Source organism: Pseudomonas sp. SST3 (assembly GCF_003325755.1).
This window is the reverse complement of record NZ_QORI02000036.1, coordinates 1-23,024: the sequence shown is the minus strand read 5'-3', so window position 1 is coordinate 23,024 and position 23,024 is coordinate 1. Positions and strand designations below refer to the sequence as shown.

General features: G+C 62.9%; 21 protein-coding genes and 2 pseudogenes. All 23 read left to right on the top strand.

The genetic code is table 11. The features are described 5' to 3' along the window. Positions 1–149: pseudogene (locus DQ405_RS21940) on the top strand (D-alanine--D-alanine ligase); the annotation flags it as partial. 1,314 nt (positions 150–1,463) lie between these two features. Further along, the gene (locus DQ405_RS21935) at positions 1,464–3,254 is read left to right on the top strand and encodes an SLC13 family permease (RefSeq protein ID WP_168426126.1); all 1,791 of its coding nucleotides are present in this window, start codon (positions 1,464–1,466) and stop codon (positions 3,252–3,254) included. Positions 3,255–3,346: 92 nt separating this feature from the next. Then, positions 3,347–4,627: a bifunctional O-acetylhomoserine aminocarboxypropyltransferase/cysteine synthase gene (locus DQ405_RS21930; protein WP_168426125.1), complete on the top strand. Its 1,281-nt coding sequence runs from the start codon at positions 3,347–3,349 to the stop codon at positions 4,625–4,627. 76 nt (positions 4,628–4,703) lie between these two features. Further along, positions 4,704–5,138 carry a thioredoxin TrxC gene (gene trxC, locus DQ405_RS21925; RefSeq protein WP_168426124.1) on the top strand — a complete coding sequence of 145 codons (435 nt, stop codon included), beginning with the start codon at positions 4,704–4,706 and terminating at the stop codon, positions 5,136–5,138. Positions 5,139–5,440: 302 nt separating this feature from the next. Further along, positions 5,441–6,159, top strand: a pseudogene (locus DQ405_RS27595) (beta-ketoacyl synthase chain length factor). Continuing rightward, positions 6,135–6,944, top strand: a complete 810-nt coding sequence (locus DQ405_RS21915) for a lysophospholipid acyltransferase family protein (RefSeq protein WP_168426123.1) — start codon at positions 6,135–6,137, stop codon at positions 6,942–6,944. The pseudogene DQ405_RS27595 and the gene DQ405_RS21915 overlap by 25 nt, the downstream one beginning before the upstream one ends. Beyond that, on the top strand, positions 6,925–7,188 hold the full coding sequence (locus tag DQ405_RS21910; RefSeq protein WP_168426122.1) for a phosphopantetheine-binding protein: 264 nt from the start codon (positions 6,925–6,927) through the stop codon (positions 7,186–7,188). Before DQ405_RS21915 ends, DQ405_RS21910 begins: the two co-directional genes overlap by 20 nt. A gap of 12 nt (positions 7,189–7,200) precedes the next feature. After that, positions 7,201–7,458, top strand: coding sequence for an acyl carrier protein (locus DQ405_RS21905; protein WP_168426121.1), 258 nt, complete (start codon positions 7,201–7,203; stop codon positions 7,456–7,458). Between the two features lie 90 nt (positions 7,459–7,548). After that, the gene (locus DQ405_RS21900) at positions 7,549–8,127 is read left to right on the top strand and encodes a COG4648 family protein (RefSeq protein WP_168426120.1); all 579 of its coding nucleotides are present in this window, start codon (positions 7,549–7,551) and stop codon (positions 8,125–8,127) included. Next, positions 8,124–9,803: an acyl-CoA synthetase family protein gene (locus tag DQ405_RS21895; RefSeq protein WP_168426119.1), complete on the top strand. Its 1,680-nt coding sequence runs from the start codon at positions 8,124–8,126 to the stop codon at positions 9,801–9,803. The genes DQ405_RS21900 and DQ405_RS21895 overlap by 4 nt, the downstream gene beginning before the upstream one ends. Positions 9,804–9,844: 41 nt before the next feature. Beyond that, complete coding sequence (locus DQ405_RS21890; RefSeq protein WP_446730907.1) at positions 9,845–10,627, top strand: glycosyltransferase family 2 protein; 783 nt, start codon at positions 9,845–9,847, stop codon at positions 10,625–10,627. Continuing rightward, on the top strand, positions 10,624–11,565 hold the full coding sequence (locus DQ405_RS21885) for an LpxL/LpxP family acyltransferase (RefSeq protein ID WP_168426118.1): 942 nt from the start codon (positions 10,624–10,626) through the stop codon (positions 11,563–11,565). The genes DQ405_RS21890 and DQ405_RS21885 overlap by 4 nt, the downstream gene beginning before the upstream one ends. Next, positions 11,552–13,090 (top strand): HAL/PAL/TAL family ammonia-lyase, encoded by a 1,539-nt coding sequence (locus DQ405_RS21880; protein ID WP_168426117.1) that lies wholly within the window; start codon positions 11,552–11,554, stop codon positions 13,088–13,090. The genes DQ405_RS21885 and DQ405_RS21880 overlap by 14 nt, the downstream gene beginning before the upstream one ends. After that, positions 13,083–13,508: an acyl-CoA thioesterase gene (locus DQ405_RS21875; protein WP_168426116.1), complete on the top strand. Its 426-nt coding sequence runs from the start codon at positions 13,083–13,085 to the stop codon at positions 13,506–13,508. Before DQ405_RS21880 ends, DQ405_RS21875 begins: the two co-directional genes overlap by 8 nt. Further along, positions 13,508–14,125: an outer membrane lipoprotein carrier protein LolA gene (locus DQ405_RS21870; protein WP_168426128.1), complete on the top strand. Its 618-nt coding sequence runs from the start codon at positions 13,508–13,510 to the stop codon at positions 14,123–14,125. Before DQ405_RS21875 ends, DQ405_RS21870 begins: the two co-directional genes overlap by 1 nt. Further along, positions 14,109–16,445, top strand: a complete 2,337-nt coding sequence (locus DQ405_RS21865) for an MMPL family transporter (RefSeq protein WP_168426115.1) — start codon at positions 14,109–14,111, stop codon at positions 16,443–16,445. The genes DQ405_RS21870 and DQ405_RS21865 overlap by 17 nt, the downstream gene beginning before the upstream one ends. A gap of 153 nt (positions 16,446–16,598) precedes the next feature. Then, positions 16,599–17,840 carry a tryptophan 7-halogenase gene (locus tag DQ405_RS21860; protein ID WP_168426114.1) on the top strand — a complete coding sequence of 414 codons (1,242 nt, stop codon included), beginning with the start codon at positions 16,599–16,601 and terminating at the stop codon, positions 17,838–17,840. Positions 17,841–17,850: 10 nt separating this feature from the next. Beyond that, positions 17,851–18,378, top strand: a complete 528-nt coding sequence (locus DQ405_RS21855; RefSeq protein ID WP_174824706.1) for a DUF3261 domain-containing protein — start codon at positions 17,851–17,853, stop codon at positions 18,376–18,378. Further along, positions 18,375–19,562, top strand: a complete 1,188-nt coding sequence (locus DQ405_RS21850; protein WP_168426113.1) for a beta-ketoacyl-[acyl-carrier-protein] synthase family protein — start codon at positions 18,375–18,377, stop codon at positions 19,560–19,562. Before DQ405_RS21855 ends, DQ405_RS21850 begins: the two co-directional genes overlap by 4 nt. Next, positions 19,559–20,011 carry an ApeP family dehydratase gene (locus tag DQ405_RS21845; protein ID WP_168426112.1) on the top strand — a complete coding sequence of 151 codons (453 nt, stop codon included), beginning with the start codon at positions 19,559–19,561 and terminating at the stop codon, positions 20,009–20,011. Before DQ405_RS21850 ends, DQ405_RS21845 begins: the two co-directional genes overlap by 4 nt. Further along, entirely contained in the window at positions 20,008–20,736 is a 729-nt protein-coding gene (gene fabG, locus DQ405_RS21840; protein WP_168426111.1) for a 3-oxoacyl-ACP reductase FabG, read from the top strand. Before DQ405_RS21845 ends, fabG begins: the two co-directional genes overlap by 4 nt. Further along, positions 20,736–21,962 carry a beta-ketoacyl-ACP synthase gene (locus tag DQ405_RS21835; RefSeq protein ID WP_168426110.1) on the top strand — a complete coding sequence of 409 codons (1,227 nt, stop codon included), beginning with the start codon at positions 20,736–20,738 and terminating at the stop codon, positions 21,960–21,962. Before fabG ends, DQ405_RS21835 begins: the two co-directional genes overlap by 1 nt. Positions 21,963–21,987: 25 nt before the next feature. Continuing rightward, positions 21,988–22,797, top strand: coding sequence for a hypothetical protein (locus DQ405_RS21830; RefSeq protein WP_168426109.1), 810 nt, complete (start codon positions 21,988–21,990; stop codon positions 22,795–22,797). Positions 22,798–23,024 lie beyond the last annotated feature (227 nt).

Genomic DNA, 23,024 nt, shown 5'->3' with positions numbered 1-23,024 from the left:
AGGCCGTGGGTATTCAGGGCTGGGCGCGCGTCGACGTCATGCAGGACAGCACCGGCGCCTTCTGGTTGCTGGAAGTTAACACCGTTCCGGGGATGACGGACCACAGTCTGGTACCGATGGCGGCCCGCGCGGCAGGGCTGGATTTCCGAGCGGGATGYTCAGTCCTTGAAAACTTACGCCTGATCCTGGACAACATTACCGTTGTGCGGCCAGCCATGCATGATGAAGAGCTTGATGCATTCACGGTCAAAGATGCCGTCGACGCTTCAGTTTATGACGCGATGCAGCTCTCGATAGCCAACAAGATTCCATGGCTCTGTATGGATGGGACTTTTGGTGCTCTTCACAATGTGAAAGGCCATCCTTTAGTGAATGCTCAGGCAGTTTTGCTTAGAGCAATGGTGAACGCACCTTTTGATTTCGAACAAAGGCGTCACGCATTAGTGCTCTACGCTTTAGGCGCGCTTCCACTACCGCTAACGTTCCAAGATATCTATCGCTTGGCTAGCACCCCGAACACTCTGTCAGGATTTATACTTTTCAAGATCATTCAGACTCATGGGCGTGAAATCTTTGCCGCCGAAGGGCGCCCGGAAATGCTGCTAAACATAATTTATCTGCACCTTGACCGCCTACTCGGTAGCGCGGCTCTGGCGGTCACCGCAAGGTACAGCCCTTGGATGAACTACTCCTCCCATGTGTTCAACCACGGCATAAGTCTATATCTAGCCTTGTCCGGCAGCGGCAGCGGCAGCGCTGAGTTTAGGCTGGCTAATGCAGTGCACCACATGGCTCAGCTGAGCATCTATGACCAGTCTCTTCTGAAGAGTCTAATGGGCAGGTTTGTGCAGTTTGCCTATGGACACTTCATGAGCTGGGAAGCGATCAGGCAAAACTACCTGTTAATCGTAGAGGCCAGACAACATCAAGAGCCAAGCGCAGGCAACGAGACGGAGTCGGAACCAGAATCGGCACCAGGTGCCGGAGAAGAAGCCTGAAGCCTCAGGCTCTTGGCCAGCTTTAGGCCAATCTTGCTCTGTACGCCCCCCCTTCTCACGGTACAAATATCGGCACACTGACGGTACAGTGCCCAGCTTTTACAGATTTCGCTCAATTACGCTTAACCAGCTCTACGACGCTACTTTCAGCTCACTGTACCTGCGCTAAGCTACTCACGATTTTACTGGGCTTGCAGCGCTTCAAGGCAACTCATAATCCTTGGTCCACGGTTCGAGTCCGTGTGGGCCCAACATCTTCAAAGCCGCGCATTGCGCGGCTTTTCGTTGCTGGCTGCGCGCCTGCAGCGGGATGCTCTCATAGGCCGAAGCGGTGATGAGCAGCGGATATATAACTAGACAGCATATAAAGCAGAACAAACGTTTCTAGACTCTCTAAGCGCCGACCCCTATCGTTCGCGCGGGGCCGCTCTGTTGGTTGGTCGTTACGCCAGGTTAAGGACGTTCATGCTCTTCGATTCGCTGCCGCTTTTGTTCGTCTGCGCCTTGTTGCTGTGGGTGCTGGTGTCCTTCGTGCGCGAGACGTGGAGTCCGGACATCGTTGTGGCGATCGCCGTGGCGGTGCTGATCGCGAGCCAGTTGCTGACTCCGGCGGAAGTACTTGGGGTGTTATCAAATTCCGCGCCCGTCACCATCGCCTGCATGTTCGTGATATCCGCGGCGCTGGAGCGCACCGGTTGCATCGATGCGCTGGGCAATTGGCTGGGCGGGCTCGTCGGCACCAGCCCGACCCGGGTGCTCGGCGGACTGACGATTACCGCGTTGGTTATTTCAGCCTTTCTCAATAACACTCCGGTGGTCGCGATCCTGACGCCGGTGGCGATCTCGCTGGCCAAGCGTGCCGGCACCACGCCTTCGAAGCTGCTGATTCCGCTTTCGTACGCCACCATCCTTGGCGGCACGCTGACGATGATCGGCACCTCCACCAACATTCTGGTCGATGGTGTGGCGCGCAAGGCTGGCCTTCCACCGTTCGGCATGTTCGAGATCACCGGTGCCGCACTGGTGCTCGCCGCGGCCGGCATGCTCTACATGATGACCATCGGCAAGCGGCTGCTGCCGGAACGCGACACACTGTCCAAGCTGCTCGGGCCGAGGCTCGATCGCACCTTCATGAGTGAGCTCCGCGTCCCGCAGGGCTCGCCAGTGATAGGCAAGAGCATTGCTGAAGCCAACCTCAACGGCGGCAGCGGCTTGCAGGTGCTACAAGTCAACCGTGGCGTTCATCTGCACAGCCGGCCGGAACAGGACTTCAGCCTGCTCGCTGGCGATGTTCTGGTGATCCACGGGCAGGTGAAGGATGTGGTCGAGCTGCGTGGCAGCGGGCATCTGACGTTCAACCGTGGCGATGCCTTCGAAACCATCAGCAGTGAGGATGAAGTGCTCGCCGAAGCCATTGTCGGTCGCAATTCGCGTTACAGCCACCGACCGATGCGTGACCTCGACCTCAGCGCCCGCTACGGCATCAACGTCCTGGCGGTGCACCGCCAGGACGAGAACATTCAGGGCAATCTGGACGACTTCCAGTTGCAGTTCGGTGACGTGATGCTGGTCGAGGGCACGCCGGCACAAATCAAGCGCTTCGCCGACAACGGTGAGCTGATCAGCCTCAACGCCGTGCAAGAGCGCGCGTTTCGCCGTGACAAAGCGCCAATCGCCATTGGCACTACGTTGATGGTGATGTTGTTGGCGGCGTTCGGCGTGATGCCCATCGAAGGCCTGGCGATCATGGGGGCCGCCGCGGTGCTGGCCACTCGCTGCCTGGATGTCGAAGATGCCTACAAGGCGGTGGACTGGAAGATTCTCAGCCTGATCTTCGGCATGCTCGCCATCAGCGTGGCGATGAACAAGGTCGGGCTGGTCGAGCTGATCGTCTCCAGTGTCGTCGACCTGACGCCCTGGGCTGGGCCGCTGTTCATGCTGGGGTTCATCTACCTGTTCACATCGGTGCTCACCGAGATCCTGTCCAACAATGCGGTCGCCGTGCTGGTCACTCCGATCGCGATCGGCCTCGCTCAGCAGCTCGGCATCGACCCTCGCGCCTTCGTGGTCGCGGTGATGTTCGCCGCCAGCGCCAGTTTCGCCACGCCCATCGGTTATCAAACCAACACCTTTGTCTACAACGCCGGTGGCTATCGCTTCGTCGACTTTCTCAAAGTCGGCATTCCGCTGAATCTCTTGCTGTGGGTCGTCGCGACACTGGTGATTCCACTATTCTGGCCGCTCACTCCGCTCTGACAGGAGGTGTTGTTCTGGATCATTGACCGAGTTGGCGTTCAGTTTCATGCTCTCTGGTCTTTGACTCGACGAACAACGACAAGGAGCACGCCATGAAGCTGGAAACTCTCGCGATACAAGCGGGTTACAGTCCGGACCCGACGACCCGCGCGGCCGCAGTACCGATCTATCAGACCACCTCGTACGCGTTCGACGATACCCAGCATGGCGCGGACCTGTTCGATTTAAAGATTCCGGGCAATATCTACACGCGCATCATGAACCCCACCACCGACGTGCTCGAGCAGCGCGTGGCGGCACTGGAGGGCGGCGTGGCTGCGCTTGCAGTGGCTTCTGGAATGGCGGCGATCACCTATGCCATCCAGACGATCGCCGAAGTGGGCGATAACATTGTCTCGGTCGCCAAACTCTACGGCGGAACTTACAACCTGTTCGCTCATACGCTGCCGCGCCAAGGCATCGAGGTGCGCTTCGCCGCCCATGATGACATCGCTGCGCTGGAGGCATTGATTGACGACCGCACAAAGGCCGTGTTCTGCGAGTCGATTGGCAACCCCGCCGGCAATGTCATTGATCTGCAGGCCCTGGCAGACGCCGCGCACCGTCATGGTGTCCCACTGATCGTGGATAACACGGTCGCCACGCCAGTGCTCTGCCGGCCAATCGAGCATGGCGCCGACATCGTGGTGCATTCGCTGACCAAGTACATGGGCGGCCACGGCACCAGCATCGGTGGCATCGTGGTCGACTCCGGCAAGTTCCCATGGGCGCAGCACAAGGAGCGCTTTGCGCTGCTCAACACGCCAGACGTGTCCTATCACGGCGTCACCTACACCGAGGCGTTCGGCCCAGCCGCTTTCATCGGCCGCTGCCGGGTGGTGCCGCTGCGGAACATGGGCGCCGCAATTTCGCCGTTCAACTCGTTCCTGATCCTACAAGGCCTGGAGACACTTGCGCTGCGCATGGAGCGGCACTGCGAAAACGCGATGAAAGTCGCCAACTACCTAAAGACGCACCCACAGGTGGCCTGGGTGAAATACGCAGGGCTGGCTGATCACCCCGAGCACGCGCTGGCTTGTCGCTACATGCGCGGCACCCCGGCGTCGATTCTCTGCTTTGGGATCAAGGGCGGCATTGAAGCGGGTGCGCGCTTTATCGATGCGCTCAAGCTCGTCGTGCGCCTGGTCAACATCGGCGATGCCAAATCGCTGGCGTGCCATCCCGCCAGTACCACGCACCGCCAGTTGAATGCCGAAGAGCTCGACCGAGCTGGGGTTTCCCAAGACCTGATCCGACTGTCGATTGGCATTGAGCACATTGACGACATCCTTGCCGATCTGACTCAAGCCCTGGACGCTGCCAACGCGGAGTAGTGTCAACGACCCAAGAGAGGCTTGATATCAGGATGCGAGGCACCACATTAAGGAAATACCGCTGTGGAGCCTCGCCATGTCTGACTCGTTGATCATCCCCTGCGCACAGTGCGCGGGTCTGAATCGCATCCCCGCCAATCGCTTGCAGGATTCGCCCCACTGCGGTCGATGCAAGGCCGAAGCATTGCCCAGCAAGCCGTTCGACCTGCAAGAAAGCCAGTTCGCTAATCAGATAAAGGGTGATCTGCCGCTGCTAGTGGATGTATGGGCGAGCTGGTGCGGGCCGTGCCGAAGCTTCGCTCCTACGTTCACCCAAGCCGCCACCCAATTACAGGGACGATGCAGGTTCGGAAAGCTGGACAGCGAAGCCAACCCGCAGCTTTCAGCCCGCCTCGGTATCCGCTCGATTCCTAGCCTTATCCTATTCAAGGAAGGCCGTGAGGTTGCCCGCCAGAGTGGTGCTTTACCGCTGCCGCCGCTGATGGCATGGCTCAGCCAACATGGGATCTGACAAGCCACCCCGGATCGAACGGCCAACCAGCGATGCAGCGTCCGTTCGGTACGCTTCGTTTCGGTGAGGTTGGACGCCATGATCCGACTCGCCAGAAAAACCTATAACTGACCTCGCACTTTCAAGCCGGTTCCGCGAAGCAAGCGCACCTTTTATCCGGATATTTCAAGCAACGTTTGCCTCAGTCGGATCGCGATTGGATAATGCCGCCACTTTCACGGCGGACAATTTACCGATAGTCGCTGTACAGGGACGTCGACACGTCAATAACAAGGCTCGCGGACGAGCCGGTGAGTTCTCGCGTGATTCAATTCGATATCGATCAATGGCAGGCCTGGGCTCCGGGTCTGGCGAGCGCCGACGACTGGGCAATTTGGGCCAGAGATCCGTGCGACCCGTCGGGCAGCGACGCACAGCCGGACGTGAGCTTTTTGCCGTCTATGCAGCGCCGGCGCCTGAGTCGCCTGGCGCGCATGGTGTTCGCCGTGGCTGCGCCTCTGGCTGCCGGGCAGCCAGCGATGCCCCTGGTTTACGCCTCACGACACGGCGAAACCGCACGCACCTTCGCCATCCTCAATGACCTGGCGAGCGACGAGCCCCTTTCCCCAACGCAGTTCAGTCTATCGGTGCACAACGCGATCATTGGCCTCTGGTCGATCCAGCAGAATGACCCCAGCGAAATGACCGCGCTCGCCGCGGAGGGCGATGGCCTGGAACATGCCGTGCTTGAGGCCTCCCTACTGCTCGGCGAGGGTGCACCGGCCGTTCTGGTGGTGATCGCCGAGGACCAGACTCCCGCCGTTTATGCCCCCTGGATCAGCGATGTCAGCTTTCCCTACGCCGTGGCGCTGCTGCTCAAGCCGGGCAGCACCTGGCAACTGAGCCTTGAAGCCGCCGATGGGCATGAGGCGCTGACACAGCGACCGCACGCGATCGAGCTGATTGGCGCGTTGCTCAACGAGCAGCCCACCTTTCAGCATCGATGGGGAGACGCCGTTGGAACTGGCAGCAGACTTGTTGAACAGCAGGCCCAACGCTCCCTGGCTGTGGCGCCTGGTCGCGACCGGGCTGTCATTCGCCCTGTTCGGTCTCGGTGGGCTTTGCCTGCGGTTGGTCGTCTTTCCGTTGCTTGGCCTGCTGCCAGGCGATGCTGCCACACGCCGTCGCCGGGCTCGTCAGACGGTGAGCCGGCTGTTCTGGCTGTTCGTTCAGTTCATGTATCGCAGCGGCGTGCTGACCTATGAAGTCGAAGGCGCGGAGCGTCTCGGCCGCCCTGGACAGCTGGTGATCGCCAACCATCCTTCGCTGATCGACGTGGTGGTACTGATCGCGCTGATCCGCGACGCCAACTGCGTGGTCAAGCAAAGCCTATGGGACAATCCGTTCACCCGGGGTCCGATCCGCGCGGCGCAGTACATCAGTAACAACGGCAGCGCCGAGATGCTCGATGACGCGGCCGATGCGCTGCAACAGGGCCAGACACTGATCATCTTTCCCGAAGGCACTCGCACCACGCCCGGCCAGGCGCCGCAGTTCCATCGGGGCGCAGCGGCCATCGCCCTGCGCGGCGCAAGCCTGGTAACGCCGGTGGTGATCACGGTGTCGCCCACCACCCTGACCAAGGCCGAGCCCTGGTACCGCATTCCGGCACGACGTTTTCATTTTCACCTGCGCGTCGGGGAGGACATCGACCCGCAGACATTCGCCGCGCGGGGAGCGGCACCCATCGCCTCGCGGCGACTCAATGACCATCTGCACCGACACTTTATAAAGGAGCTCGCACTCGATGAGCCAACTGCAGCTTGAGATCAAGCAACTGATCATCGACGCCCTGGGTCTGGAAGACCTCGGCCCGGATGATATAGCAGCCGATCAACCGCTTTTCGGCGAAGGACTCGGGCTGGACTCGGTCGACGCGCTGGAGTTGGGCCTGGCGATTCAGAAGCGCTTCGGCATCAAGATCGACGCCGACGCCAAGGACACCCGCAAACATTTCGCCAGCGTTGACAGCCTGGCCGCCTACGTTAGCGCCAACCGCGCCGCCGCCTGAGGAGAGCCCAACGTGAACAGTCGCAACGAGATCTTCCAGACCCTGCGCGATGCGCTGGTCGAACTCTTCGAACTCGACCCCGAGCGCATCAGCCTCGACGCCAACCTCTATCAGGACCTGGAAATCGACAGCATCGACGCCGTCGACCTGATCGATCACATCAAGCGTCAGACCGGCAAGAAAATCGCCGCTGAGGAGTTCAAGTCGGTACGCACCGTAGGCGATGTCGTCGAGGCGGTGTATCGCCTGGTGAACCCGCAAACGGCTTGAACCGTAAACGACAAGGAAGCCAGACATCTCCCGACCACCCTTTCGGAAATGTCTGCGTTATGCACGATGCTCGCCAATGGACAATATGCGATGCAGGTACCCACTCGAACAGGCAAGACGAACGCCAACCGACTGATTGGTCTCGGCCTGCTGCTGGCCGGTCTCGCCTATCCGTTTGCCGTGTATCTGGGCCTGGAGCATCTGTCGCCCCGGCTGTTCGCGCTGCTGCTCGGCGCGCTCTGGCTGGCACGGATTTTCAGTGGCAAACAAACGCAGCTGAGCCGCACGGTGGCAGCCGCGGCCTTGCTGTTCTGCCTGCTGCTCGGTTTGATCGGCGAACCCGCGCTGCTGCGCTGGTATCCGGTGTTGATCAGCCTGGCGCTGCTCGGCCTGTTTGCCGGCAGCCTCTGCTCCGGCATGCCCATCATCGAGCGCTTGGCACGTCTGAGCGAGCCCGAACTCCCGCCCGCGGCGGTGCGCTACACGCGGCGGGTGACTTGGGTCTGGGTGGGATATTTCATCATCAATGCCGGTATCGCCAGCGGCCTCGCGCTGCGGGCGCCGCTGAGCTGGTGGACCTTGTACACCGGGTTGATCGCCTATCTGCTGATGGGATTGCTATTTGCGGGTGAATGGCTGGTGCGCCAGCGAATCAGGAAAGATAAATGAACTGGATTTCCCTGGAACACCTGCTCGATCAGACGCCCAGGTCGCGCCCGGTCACGCTGGAACCCAGCCTGGACCATGCCGCGCTGCGCCAGCAAGCGTTGCGCCTGGCCGCCGGGCTGCGCAATCGAGGCGTCGCCCGGCTCGCGGTCCATCTTGAGGATGCCGGCGAGCTGGCGATCGCATTGCTCGGTGCCTGGCGAGCCGGCGTGACGGTGCTGCTGCCGGCGGACCTGCAACCCGCCAGCCGCGAGCGGTTGGCCCATCAGGCTGATCTCTGGGTGACCGATCAGGACGGCGACTCCCGGATCTCGGACTTGCTGGCCGAGCCGCTCGACGGGGCGAAACTGGACCTGGACCAGTGCCGCCTGCTGCTCTGCACTTCCGGTTCCAGTGGCGAGCCGAAACTGATCGACAAGCGCCTGCGCCAGCTGGCGAACGAAGTGGAAATACTCGAAGCCTGCTGGGGCGCCGACCTCGGCGACGCCTGCGTGATCGCCAGCGTCGCCGCGCAGCACATCTATGGCTTGTTGTTTCGGGTGCTCTGGCCGTTGTGCGCCGGCCGCCCCTTTCTGCGCCGCGCGCTGCCCTTCTCCGAAGACATCCAACTGGTCAGTCGTCAGCACCCGAGCTTCTGCTGGGTAGCCAGCCCAGCGCTGCTCAAGCGGATGGGGGACAACCTCGACTGGCCTGCCTTGCGCAGCGTGCGGCGGGTCTTTTCCTCGGGCGGACCGCTCGATGCCGATGCCGCGCAGCGATTGCAGCAGCGCCTGGGCCAGCTGCCAACGGAAATCTACGGCAGCTCGGAAACCGGCGGCATCGCCTGGCGTCAGGGCGGCAGCCTGTGGCAGCCATTCGCTGCAGTGCAGCTGAGCCTGGACGAACAGGGCGCGCTGCGCATCGCTTCGCCCTGCCTGCCGCCGGGCCATGTCGAGCAGACGGCCGATGCAGCGCGAATCGAGGACGACGGGCGCTTCGAGCTGCTCGGACGATTGGATCGCATCGTCAAGCTGGAAGAAAAACGCATCTCCCTGCCGATGCTGGAAACAGCTTTGGCCACGCACCCTTTCGTCAGCGAAGCGCGCCTCGGCGTGATTACCAACAACCGGGCCTACCTCGCGGCACTGGTCGCGCTCAACCACGCCGGCTTGCATGCATTGCGCAACGGCGGCCGGCGTGCTCTGACCGAGGCCCTGCGCACGCATCTGGCGAGCCACTGCGAGGCACTGGCGCTGCCGCGGCGCTGGCGTCTGGTCCGGCAGCTGCCGTATACCATCCAGGGCAAACTGCCGCAGACGCTACTCGATAGCCTATTGCAGGCGCCACGCCCGTTGCTGCCCGAACGCATCAGCTCAACGCGACATGACGATGAATGGCAGCTCGAATTAGGTGTGCCGCCAGACCTGGCGCATTTCTCCGGTCATTTCCCACAGACGCCGGTGCTACCCGGTGTGGTGCAGATTGACTGGGCCATCGCCCTCGCACGCGAGCTGCTCGTAGACCTTCCGCCGCGCTTTCAAGGCATGGAGGTACTCAAGTTCCAACAGCTCGCCCGACCGGGCGACACATTGCATCTGACCCTGCGCTTTGATCGCGAGCGCAGCAAGCTCCACTTCGCATACCGCAACGGCGACGCGCCCTGCTCGTCCGGCCGCATTCTGCTGGGAGAACACCCGTGACTACCCTCACTCCAATCGCGCCAGCCAGCGGCGCCTCGCCCGTGCAGTCAGACGCTCATCGGCAACTGTCGCTGGCCATCGATGACGACTGGTTCAAGCCCTGCGCGGTGGTGCCGGTATACAACCATGAGCGCAGCCTGCCGGCGGTCGTCCACGCACTGCTCGCAGAAGACCTGCACTGCGTGCTGGTAGACGATGGCTCCGGTCCCGTTGCAGCACGGGTCATTGACGACTTGGCAGAGCATCCCTCGGTGCATCTGCTCCGGCAGGCGCAGAACCAGGGCAAGGGCGCGGCGGTGGCCGCAGGGCTGCGCGAGGCATCCCGGCTGGGTTTCAGCCATGCACTGCAGGTCGATGCCGACGGTCAGCACGACCTTGGTCGCGTGGCGCTATTTCTCGACCGCGCCTGCCAAGCACCGGAGGCGCTGATATGCGGTTATCCCGAATACGATGCGAGCGTGCCGAAAAGCCGGCTCTATGGGCGCTATCTGACCCACCTTTGGGTCTGGATCAACACGCTGTCACTGTCGATCCGCGATTCCATGTGCGGCTTTCGCGTCTACCCGCTGCAACCGACCCTGGCACTGCTCGATTCGACGACGCTGGGCCAGCGCATGGACTTCGACACCGAGATACTGGTTCGCCTGTACTGGCGCGAACAGCCAATGGTCTGGCTGCCGACGCGTGTGCACTATCCGGTTGACGGTGTCTCTCACTTCCGCCTGTGGCATGACAACCTACTGATCTCCTCGATGCACGCCCGGCTGTTCGGCGGCATGCTGCTGCGTGCGCCGGCGTTGCTCTGGCGCCGGTGGCGCGGATGAGCGAGAAAGCCGCGCCCGGTTCGCACTGGGCTGCGCATCGCGAACGCGGCAGCTTTGCCTTGATGAAGCTCACCGCGAGCGCCGTGCGCCTGCTCGGCCGTCGTCCCATGGCGCCGTTGCTGTACCTGATCGTGCTGTATTTCTACCTGTTCGGCCGCAGCGCCCGACAGAGCGCCTGGACCTACCAGCGACACCTCGCCGAATGGAGCGGTCGACGCGATCTGGCGCCCAGCTGGCGCTCGGTCTACCGCCAGTTCATGGCCTTCGCCGACGCCCTGCTGGACAAGCTCGACGCCTGGGGTGGCCGGCTCGATCTTGGCCGATTGGTGCTGCACGACAGCCAAAATCTGCATGCGGAGCTTGAAGCACCGCGCGGCCAACTGCTGGTCGGCTCGCATCTGGGCAATCTGGAAATCTGCCGGGCACTGGCCGAGATGGGCCGCAAGGTGAAGATGAACGTGCTGGTGCACACGCGCCACGCCGAGCATTTCAACCGGCTGCTGGATCAATCCGGCGCGAACAACCTGCGACTGATTCAGGTCAGCGAACTGGACCCGGCGATCATGATGGAACTGTCGCGGCGGCTGGATGCCGGCGAATGGCTGGCGATCGCCGGTGACCGGGTGCCGCTGCACGGCGCGCGCATCGCAACTGCCGACTTCCTGGGCCGGCCGGCGAATTTCCCTCAGGGCCCCTGGCTGCTGGCGGGGTTGCTGCAATGTCCGGCGAATCTGCTGTTCTGCCTGAAACATGGCCAGCGATTCCATGTCCATCTGGAGCCCTTCGCCGAAACCGTCCAGTGGCGTCGCGGCGAACGCGATGCGGTGGTGCAGCAGTGGGTGCAGCGCTACGCGGACCGACTGGCGGCACGCTGCCTGGAAGCGCCCTTGCAGTGGTTCAATTTCTACCCTTTCTGGAACGTTCATGAACAACGCTGAGCCCGTGATCTTTGGCGAACACCCCCTGCGCATAGAGGACCTCTTGGCCGTGGCCCAAAGCCGTGCGCCGGCCCGACTGCAGCCGGATGCGGCCTTCCGCGAGCGGATTGCCCGCGGTGCGCAATTCCTCGACACCCTGCTCGACCGCGAGGGCGTGATTTACGGCGTAACCACCGGCTATGGCGATTCGTGCGTGGTGGCGGTGCCGCTGCATCAGGTCGAGGCACTGCCACAGCATCTGTTCACCTTTCACGGCTGCGGCCTTGGCAAGCTGCTCGACGCTGAAGCCACCCGCGCCGTCCTGGCCGCTCGTCTTCGCTCGCTGACCCACGGGATGTCCGGGGTACGCATCGAGTTGCTCGACCGCCTGCAGGCGTTCCTCGAATATGACGTCCTGCCGCTGATTCCGGAGGAAGGCTCGGTGGGCGCCAGCGGCGATCTGACGCCGCTGTCCTATGTCGCCGCGGCGCTGGCCGGTGAGCGCGAAGTCATGTTCCGCGGGGAACGCCGCAGCGCCGCCGAGGTGCATCGTCAGCTCGGCTGGACGCCGCTGACCCTGCGCCCGAAGGAAGCGCTGGCGCTGATGAATGGCACCGCGGTGATGACCGGCCTGGCCTGCCTCGCCTATGCCCGTGCCGATTACCTGCTGAAACTGGCCACCCGCATTACCGCGCTCAACGTCATCGCCCTAGAAGGCAACCCCGAGCATTTCGATGAGCGCCTGTTCGCCGCCAAGCCGCACCCGGGACAGATGCAGGTGGCCGCCTGGATTCGTCAGGACCTGGCCATCGATGCGCCGACCGCCCCCCTGCATCGCCTGCAGGATCGCTACTCCATCCGCTGCGCGCCACATGTGCTGGGCGTTCTGGCTGATAGCCTGGGCCTGCTGCGGCAGTTCATCGAGACAGAGCTGAACAGTGCCAACGACAACCCGATCATCGACGCCGAGAACGAGCGCGTGCTGCACGGCGGACATTTTTACGGCGGCCATATCGCCTTTGCCATGGACAGCCTGAAGAATCTGGTGGCCAACGTCGCCGATCTGCTCGACCGTCAGCTCGCGCTGCTGGTCGACAGCCGCTACAACCATGGCCTGCCGAGCAATTTGTCCGGCGCGCCCGCCTCCACCGCGATGATCAATCACGGCTTCAAGGCAGTGCAGATCGGCACCAGCGCCTGGGCCGCGGAAGCGCTGAAGAACAGCATGCCGGCCAGCGTTTTTTCACGCTCCACTGAATGCCACAACCAAGACAAGGTGAGCATGGGCACCATCGCCGCGCGCGATGCCTTGCGCAGTCTGGAGCTGACCGAACAGGTTGCAGCCGCCACGCTGATTGCCGCGAACCAAGGGGTGTGGCTGCGCCAGCAGAGCCAGGATGCACGACCGCTGCCCGCGCCGCTGCACAGCATGCACGCCGCGCTGGGCGAGGATTTCCCACCATTGATCGAAGACCGCGCGCTGGAAGGCGAGCTGCGCCTGTGTTTGCAGCGTATCCGTGCGCAACACTGGGGGCTTTATGCGTAAGGCAGGCGTGCTGCAGGCGGAGGTAGAAGTGCTGGTACCCTTCTTCGACGTCGATTCCATGGATGTGGTCTGGCACGGCCACTACATCAAGTATTTCGAGGTAGCACGCTGCGCCCTGCTGGAGCGGATCGGCCACAATTACATCCAGATGCGCGATGCCGGTTACGCCTGGCCCATCATCGACGTGCAGTTGCGTTATATCCGCGGCGCCTGCTTCAACCAGCGCATCCTCGTTCGCGCCGATCTGGTGGAGTGGGAAAACCGCCTGAAGATCAACTACCTGATCAGCGACGCCGAGACCGGCGGGCGCATGACCCGCGGCAGCACCGTGCAAGTCGCAGTAGAGATCGCCAGCCGTGAGATGCTACTGGCGTCGCCGAAGGTCTTTGTCGAAGCCGTAGAACGGGCCCTATCGTGATGCGATTGCACAATCTGGCTATTCGCCGAGCGCTGCTGGCGCTGTGCCTGCTGCTGGCGAAGGCGGCAAGCGCCGATACGTTCGATCTCGCACAGCTCAATCAGCAGCTGAGTGAGCCGGAGATCGTTCGCGGCAGTTTCACCCAGGAAAAATACCTGCGCGCGCTGTCGCAGCCGCTCATCAGCACCGGCACCTTCGTCTTGGCACGTGATCGCGGCCTGCTCTGGTTCCTGCAGCAGCCTGTTCAGCAGGACTATCGCATCAGTGCCTCGGGCGTCGCCAGCCGTGACCCCAGCGGCTGGCAACACACCAACCAGCAGGGCCCCGCCGCACGCCACAACGACTTGTTTCTTGCCGTGCTGCAGGGTGACACCGAAGCCTTGCAGCACGATTTCGAGCTGGAGCTCAGCGGCACCGCACAGGCCTGGGCGCTGACGTTGACGCCGCGCTCGAAGCTGCTCGGGCAGATCTTCACGGCCATTCTGATTCAGGGCGGCACCACCGCCGAGCGCATCGAGCTACTCGAGACTCAGGGCGACAGCACATTGCTGTTGCTGAACGACATCCAGATCGACGACCAGCTGGGCCCCAGCGAACTCCATGACCTCGCCGACTGATAAAGCGCTCAGGCTTCCGACCTGGCTGTCCTCACTGTTTTTCCTGGCCCTGCTCGGGCTGGTGGGGCTGACCACGTGGCAGTGGCGCGACGGACCTCCGGTCAGCGCGAACCTGCTGCAGCTACTGCCCAGCGATGCGCCCGACGAACTGGAGCAGCTGGCCGAGCAGCGCGTGCAGGAACCGTTGAACCGCGACTTGATGCTGCTGGTTCATCATCCGGACGAAGAAACGGCTGCCGGACTGGCTGACGAAATCACCGACAATCTGCGCGCCAGCGGCCTGTTCGCCCAGGTTCGTCGCTCAGTACAAGCCGAGCTGCCGGCGGTGCGCCAACAACTGCTCGATCAGCGCCTGGTGTTGCTCGACCGGGCGAGCCGCGAAGCGCTGATCGCCTCGCCCGAGGAGTTCGTCCAACAACGCTTGCAGCGTCTGTACAGCCCCTTCGAAAGCGCCAGCCTGGTGCCGGTCGAGCAGGACTGGTTCGGTTTCGCCGACCTAGCACAGCGCCAACTGCCACAGCCGGGCCACATCCATCCACGCCTCGACGGCCTGTTGATGGCCGAACATGCCGGGCAGCGCTGGGTGGTGATCCATGCGCAAACCCACGGCGATGCCTTCGACGATCAATTGCCGCTGCTGGTAGACGACTTGGTCCAGGCGGCGCGCCGCCGAGTCGAATCCCAGCAAGGTGAACTACTCGCCGCGGGAGGCATGCTGCATGCCGCGTACGGGCAGCGGCAGGCGCGTGAGGAAGCAGGGCTGATCGGCAGCGTTTCGCTCATTGCCACGCTCGCCTTGCTGCATCTGCTGTTTCGTACGCCGCGGGTCCTGCTGGTGGCGCTACCGGTGGTGGTCGGCGCACTCAGCGGTGCAGCCGCCTGCATTGCGCTGTTCGGCCAGATCCATGTGCTCACCCTGGTGCTCGGCGCCAGCCTGGTTGGCGTCAGCATCGACTTTCCGCTGCATTACCTGTCGAAAAGCTGGGGGCTACATCCATGGCACCCATACCGGGCGCTACGTTTGACACTTCCGGGCCTGGCGCTGGCCCTGGCGACCAACGTCATCGGCTACTTGGCCATGGCCTTCACCCCGTTTCCGGCGCTGAGCCAGGTAGCGGTGTTTTCTGCCGCTGGCCTGCTTGGCGCCTTCGCCTGCGCCACGTGTCTTCTGCCTGCGCTACTGAACGCGCCGCTGGAGCCCTGGGCTGCTCCGCTGGGCTGGGCCCGGCGCGGCTTGGAGCTGCGCCGAGGCCTGCTCAGGCGGCTCCCATCACCTTGGTTGCTGGCAGGGTTCGCGGTGTTCTGCGTAGCCGGCATCAGCCAGGTTTCCTTCACCGATGACCTGCGCCAGTGGGCCAGCCGAGCGCCCGCCTTGCAACAGCAGGCCGAGCGCATCGGCCAAATCACCGGTTTCGAGCCCACCAGCCAATACTTCCTGGTTCGTGCTGGGAGCCCCGATGAGCTGCTGGCGCGCCAGGAAGAGCTCAGTACTCGCCTTGATGATCTGGTTGCCGAGCAGCAACTGCACGGCTATCTCGCGCTGAGCCAGCTGGTCGCGCCCGCGGCTGCCCAGGAAAGCCTGCATCTCGCCTTGCCGCGTTTGCTGGAAGCCAGCCAGCCGCTACTGGAGCTGGGGGTTACCGCCGACATGCTTGAACAGGAACTCGCCGGTCTGCTGGAAAAGCCGGTGGCAGGCCTCGACGAGGTGTTGGCCGGGCCGCTCGCTGAACCCTGGCGCCCGCTATGGCTGGGTACCCGGCCCGACGGCTCAGTCGCCGGCCTGATTAGCCTGCAGGGGCTTCGCGATAGCTCGGCACTTCACGGCCTGGCCGGGGACATTGCCGGGGTCAGGCTCATCGACCGGCCTGCCGAGCTAAATCGCCTGTTCGCCGAGACCCAGCGTCAGGCGGCCCTGCTCAAACTGTTCGCCGCCGCGCTGATTTTCGCCCTGCTGTGCCTGCCGTTCGGCTGGCGCGGCGCATTGCGCTGCCTCGCCGTGCCGCTGTTGGCGGCGCTCGGCAGCCTGGCCTGCCTGGGCTGGTTGGGCCAACCGTTGACCCTCTTCGGCCTGTTCGGCCTGCTGCTGGTCACCGCGATCGGCGTCGACTACGCCATTCTCATGCGTGAGCGAATCGGCGGCGCCGCGGTGAGCTTGGTCGGTACCCTGCTGGCGGCCGTGACCACTTGGCTGTCTTTCGGCCTGCTGGCCTTGTCGAGCACGCCGGCGATCAGCAACTTCGGCCTGGCGGTGGGCCTCGGTCTGGTGTTCGCCTTCTTGTTGGCGCCTTGGGCCGGGGAGCCGGAGAGTAGCGCCACATGACGATCAGACCATGGTCTGCCCTTCAGCCCCGGCGGGTCGTACCGATACCGCTGGGGCGGTTTGCCGTCGCGCCCTGGAAAACAGATTGCTCACCCGGCGGCTGGCTGCACCTGGCATCCGTCATTTCTGTCGATTCGATAATGGAAGGTCTCCGTGAATTCAGAACAACGTAGCGTCGTCGTTATCGGCGCAGGCCCTTCCGGCGCGATCGCGGCCGCCCTGCTCAAACGCAAGGGCCATGATGTCCTGATCATTGAGCGGCAGCGGTTTCCGCGCTTCTCCATTGGCGAGAGCCTGTTGTCGCACTGCCTAGATTTCATCGAAGAAGCCGGCATGCTCGAAGCCGTGCAGGCTGCGGGATTCCAGACCAAGCATGGCGCGGCCTTTGGCTGGGGCGAGCGCTACACCGAGTTCGATTTTCGCGACAAATTCACCGAAGGCCACGGCAGTACCTTTCAAGTCCAGCGCGCCGACTTCGACAAACTGCTGGCCGACCAGGCCGAATCGCAGGGCGTGGAGATTCGCTACGAGGAGGAGGTCACTGCGGCGAACTTCGTCGGCCCGCGCCCACGCCTGCATGTGCGCCGCGAGGACGCTAGCGAATATGCCATCGAGGCGGATTTCGTCCTCGACGCCAGCGGCTACGGCCGGGTACTGCCGCGCCTGCTTGAGCTGGAGGCGCCGTCCAGTTTTCCGCTGCGGCGCGCCGTGTTCACCCATATCCAGGACAACATCGACGACCCGCGTTTCGACCGCGACAAGATCCTCATCACCACCCATCCCGAGCTGCGGGATGTCTGGTATTGGACCATTCCCTTCAGCAACGGCCGCTGCTCCCTTGGTGTGGTGGCCAGCGCCGAGCGCTACGAGGGGCGCCCGGTGGACCTGGATGCCTGCCTCCGCGAATTGGTATTGGAAGCACCCAACCTCAAGCGCATCCTCAGGCACGCCGAGTGGGACACCCCGGCACGGCTGATCGGCGGCTACTCGGCGAACGTCAAGACGCTGCACGGCCCAGGCTTCGCCCTGTTGGGCAATGCGGCGGAGTTCCTCGATCCGGTGTTTTCCTCTGGTGTCACTATCGCGATGCGCTCGGCGAGCATGGCGGCTTCGGTGCTGCACCGCCAGCTGACGGGTGAGGCGGTGGATTGGGAAACCGAGTTCACCGTACCGCTCAAGCGCGGCGTAGACACCTTCCGCACCTACGTCGAGGGCTGGTATGACGGCAGTTTCCAGGACGTGATTTATTACGAGCGCTCCCAGCCGGAGATACGCCGGATGATCAGCTCGATCCTCGCCGGCTATGCCTGGGACATCAACAACCCCTATGTCGCCGAGCCCAGACGCCGCCTGCGGGTGCTGGCCGAGCTGTGCGCCCCTGCGGTGCCGGCATGAGGCTTCTGGCATGATCGCGCTGAAACACCAGATATCACGCCTGGTCTGGTTGCCGCTGCTGCTGTTGCTCGGTGCCTGCGCCCAACCTATGCCACTGCCGACGCAGGCACCGCAACTGGCATTGCCGATGCAACTGCACATCCAGCGTCATGAGCACGGCGAAACGCGGGACTGGCTGTTGGTCATCCAGCAGGAAGGCGAAGCCCTGCGCTGGTCGTTGCTCGATCCGTTGGGTGTCCCGCTGGCGCGCCAGCTGTTACTGGACGGCCGCTGGCAGGCGGATGGCCTGCTACCGCCCAGTGCCGAGGCGCGCGAATTGTTCGCCGCACTGCTGTTCGCACTGAGTCCTGCCGACCAGCTGTCTGACCTCTATGCCGATACGCCTTGGATGCAGCAACAGGACAGGCGCTCGCTGACAGGCGATGCGTCGGCCTGGCATGTCCGCTATCAGGAAAACGGCCGCTTCGAACTCGACGTTGGGCCAACGCTGACCTATGGTGTCGCCCCCATCGCGACAGCCGGAGCCCACCACAGATGACCGCCTACCTGAATGCCCTCGGGTTGATCTGCGCGCTGGGTCGCGGCAAGGCTGAGGTCGCTCGGCGCCTGCTAGGCGGTGACGGTTCGGGCATGCAGCCGTACCCGAAAGCGGTCACCGGGCGCCAGCTGCCAGTCGGCGCGGTTACCGAAAAGCTACCCTCGCTTGCCGATACCCCGCTGCAACACGCCACACGCAATAACCAGATGCTGCTGGCCGCGATCGAGGAGATCGAAGCCGATCTGCATGAGGCGATAGCCCGCTTCGGCCGGTCCCGTATCGGCGTGGTAATGGGCACCAGCACCACCGGCATTCAGGAAGCCACCCAAGGCATCACCGACCTGGTGCGTGAGGGGCAGCTGCCGTCCAGTTACCACTACGGCCATCAGGAGCTTTCCGCACCAGCCAGCTATCTCAGCGAACGATTGCAACTCAGCGGTCCGAGCTATTCGATCTCCACCGCCTGCACCTCCAGCGCCCGCGCATTGCTCAGTGCCAAACGGCTGCTGGACGCCGGCCTCTGCGATGCGGTGATCTGCGGCGGGGTAGACACCCTTTGCGACCTGACCTTGCAGGGTTTCAGCGCCCTGGAGGCGACCAGCGAGCGCATCTGCAATCCATTTTCGGTCAACCGCGACGGCATCAATATCGGCGAGGCAGCGGCGGTGTTCCTGATGACCCAGGAAAGTGCCCCGATAGCCCTGCTCGGCGCCGGCGCCAGCTCCGATGCACACCACATTTCGGCTCCGGATCCGCAGGGCCTAGGTGCCATTGAAGCCATGCGCAAAGCACTGTCCAGCGCAGCGACCCAGGCGGAGCAAATCAGCTATCTGAACCTGCACGGCACCGCTACCCGGCATAACGATGCCATGGAGAGCATGGCAGTTGCCGCGGTGTTTCCGTCCGGCGTGCCCTGCTCATCGAGCAAGCCGCTTACTGGGCATACCCTGGGCGCTGCCGGCGCGCTCGAAGCCGCGTTCTGCTGGCTGGTGCTGTCCGAGCACAACCCCGCAGGGCTGCTACCACCGCATCGCTGGGACGGTCAGCAAGATACCGAGCTGCCACGAATGGAGCTGATCGCAGCCGGCACGACGATGGCAGCGGCCGGCCCACGGAGGATGATGACTAACTCCTTTGCCTTCGGTGGCAACAACATCAGCCTGATCCTGGGAGACGCGCCATGATCGACTGGCCAGTAGCCGAACTGCTACCGCATGCGGGCGACATGATCCTGCTCGATGCGGTCGAGGCATTCGATGCCGAAAGTATCGCCGCACAGTTTCAGGTAAAGCCCGATGGGCTGCTCAACCTGCCCGACAGCAGCCTGCCGGCCTGGGTCGGCATCGAAATCATGGCGCAGACGGTCGCCGCGTTTGCCGGCTGTCAGGCGCGCCAGGCCGGATTGCCGGTGGAGCTGGGCTTTCTGCTCGGCACCCGCAGCTTCCAATGCAATGTCGAGCACTTCCCGGCCGGCAGCCTGCTGCGCATCCGCGCGATCCGCTCACTGCAGGACGACAACGGCATGGGCGTATTCGAATGCCATCTCGACGGGCCCGGCATCCATGCCGAGGCGCGCCTCAACGTGTTCCGCCCGCCCGAAGTGGCGAGCTACCTGCAAGAGCCCACCCCATGAATAAAAGCATCCTTGTCACCGGCTCCAGCCGCGGCATCGGCCGTGCCATCGCCTTGCGCCTGGCCCAGAGCGGGCACGACATCATCCTGCACTGCCGTGCGCGGCTGGACGAAGCGCAAGCCGTGCAAACGGAGATACAAGCGCTGGGCCGCCAAGCGCGCATCCTGCAGTTCGATGTTGCCAATCGTGCGCAGTGCCGCGAGCAGCTGGAAGCCGATATCGAGGCGCACGGGGCTTACTACGGGGTGGTCTGCAACGCAGGGTTAACCCGAGACGGCGCCTTTCCGGCGTTGACCGAGGATGACTGGGATCTGGTCATGCGCACCAATCTGGATGGCTTCTTCAATGTCCTGCAGCCGCTGACCATGCCGATGGTCCGTCGCCGCCAGCCGGGGCGGATCGTCTGCATTACCTCGGTCTCGGGCTTGATCGGCAATCGCGGCCAGGTCAATTACAGCGCCTCCAAGGCCGGCGTGATCGGCGCTGCCAAGGCCCTGGCTGTCGAACTCGGCAAACGGCGCATCACCGTCAATTGCGTCGCGCCGGGGCTGATCGATACCGACATGCTCGATGACAATCTGCCTATCGAAGAGATGCTCAAGATGATTCCCGCGCAACGCATGGGCACGCCTGAAGAGGTCGCCGGTGCGGTCAACTTCCTCATCTCGGACGAGGCCAGCTACATCACCCGTCAGGTTCTGGCGGTCAACGGCGGGCTGTGCTGATGAAACGCGTCGTCGTCACCGGCATGGCCGGCATTACGTCGCTGGGCAGCGACTGGGCGTCCATCGAAGCCAACTTCAGCGCTAACCGTAGCGGCATCCGCTACATGCAGGAGTGGGATCGGTTCACCGAGCTCAACACCCGCCTGGCCGGGCCGGTGGATGACTTCGTCGTCCCCGGACACTGGACACGCAAGCAATTGCGCAGCATGGGCCGGGTATCGCGGCTGTCGGTAAAGGCTGCCGAGCAGGCACTCGAACATGCGGGCCTGCTCGATGACGCGTCGATCCGCGACGGTTGCATGGGCGTCGCTTGCGGTTCGTCCACCGGCAGCACAGAAGAGATCAAAGCCTTCGGCAATATGCTGCTCAACTCGGTAGCCGACGGCCTGAACGCCAACTCCTACATCCGCATGATGCCGCACACCACGGCGGCCAATATCAGCATCTTCTTCGGCCTTACCGGCCGGGTGATCCCCACCTCCAGCGCCTGCACCAGCGGCAGTCAGGGCATCGGCTATGCCTACGAAGCGATCAAGTTCGGCCGTCTGCCGATGATGCTCGCCGGCGGCGCCGAGGAGCTGTGCGCGACCGAGGCCATGGTGTTCGACGCGCTCTATGCGACCAGCCTGAAGAACGATGCGCCGCACACCACGCCGCGCCCCTACGATGCAGGCCGCGATGGGCTGGTGATTGGCGAGGGGGCCGGCATGCTGGTGCTCGAAGAACTCGAACATGCGCTGGCCCGCGGCGCCACCATTCACGCCGAGCTGGTGGGTTTCGGCAGTAATGCCGACGGCCAGCACGCGACCAAACCCGAGCAGCTGACCATGCGCCGCGCCATGGAGCTGGCCTTGGAAGATGCTGGCCTGTCGCCCGATGCCATCGGCTACGTCAATGGCCATGGCACCGCTACCGAGCAAGGCGACATCGCCGAAACCCAGGCGACCTACGCCCTGTTCGGCTCACGCATGCCGATCAGCTCGCAGAAGAGCTTCTTCGGGCACACCCTGGGGGCGTGCGGGGCGCTGGAGTCGTGGTTCAGCATCGAGATGCTGAACCGCGACCGTTATATCCATACACTCAACCTCGACAGCATCGACCCGCGCTGCGGCGAGCTGGATTACCTCATCGGCGCCCCGCGCCAGATGCAGCATGAATTCGTGATGAACAACAATTTCGCCTTTGGCGGCATCAACACCTCGTTGATATTCCGCCGCTGGGCCTGAATCACCACCCCATGGAGTTGAAGGAATGACCCGCCTGTATCGCCTTGTAGTGTTACCACTGCTGTTCCTTGTCATCGCCGGCTGCACCAGCAAGCCCATCTATAACGCACAAGAACAATTTTCCAGCAGTATGCAGATCGGGGAACGGCAGATGCAGCGCGCCATCGTGACTGCGCTGAACGATCGTCAATGGAAGGTGCAAGCTCTAGAGCCCAGGTTGATCAAAGCCGCAATCACGATACGTGGACGCCATCATGCAGAAGTCGACATTCCGTATTCGCCCACGTCCTTTGAGATCAACTACAGAAGCAGCTGGGGACTAGATGAGAAGAACGGAAAAATCCACCGTAACTACAACCGCTGGGTCAATAGGCTGCGTGACAATATTCTCAAGGAGTTGGACGTCGACCCGGTCATCGAAGCCGTCGACAATCTAGGAATAGTCGAGCAGACGAGCGGCAACGGAGACGCCATCTATCTGGGCTTCGAAGAAGGCGTTCGACGCGGGCTCGATACAGGTCTGTTGGACGGCAGCGTGAAATTCTACTTGGCAGGCGCACCGGTCGCAGGCGAGGTGCATAAGCTGAGAAGCGTAACCAGCCATCGAAAGACCAACGCATCCAATAAAAGCGACGCAGAAGCCTGCGGCTGGGCGTTGCAATCGGTGCTTGCCAGCCTGCAGAACTCAGCCAAGAAGGCCGGGGCCAACGCCGTGGTCGATATCGTCAGCTACTACAAGCGCAACGTACATAGCGATGCCATGCGCTACGAATGCCATGCCGGAAGCCTTATTGCTGGCGTGGCGCTCAGAGGCCAGCTGGCGACTGTCAAATAAAAGCCTGTTGGCGACAGCAACCGCCTGCTCTAGCAGGCGGCTACCTTGTGATCCTCATGAACGGGAACGAACGAACTGACCGACGAGTCAACAGAGCAGAACCTGTTAACCACCTTTAGGAGCTGCTCATGTTCGATAAGTCGTCGCACAAGTTTGAGGTCAATTACATCTTCCAGAACGACCCGCGCGTTCAGATCATCGAGTCTGAGGAGGAGCGCATGTCCCAA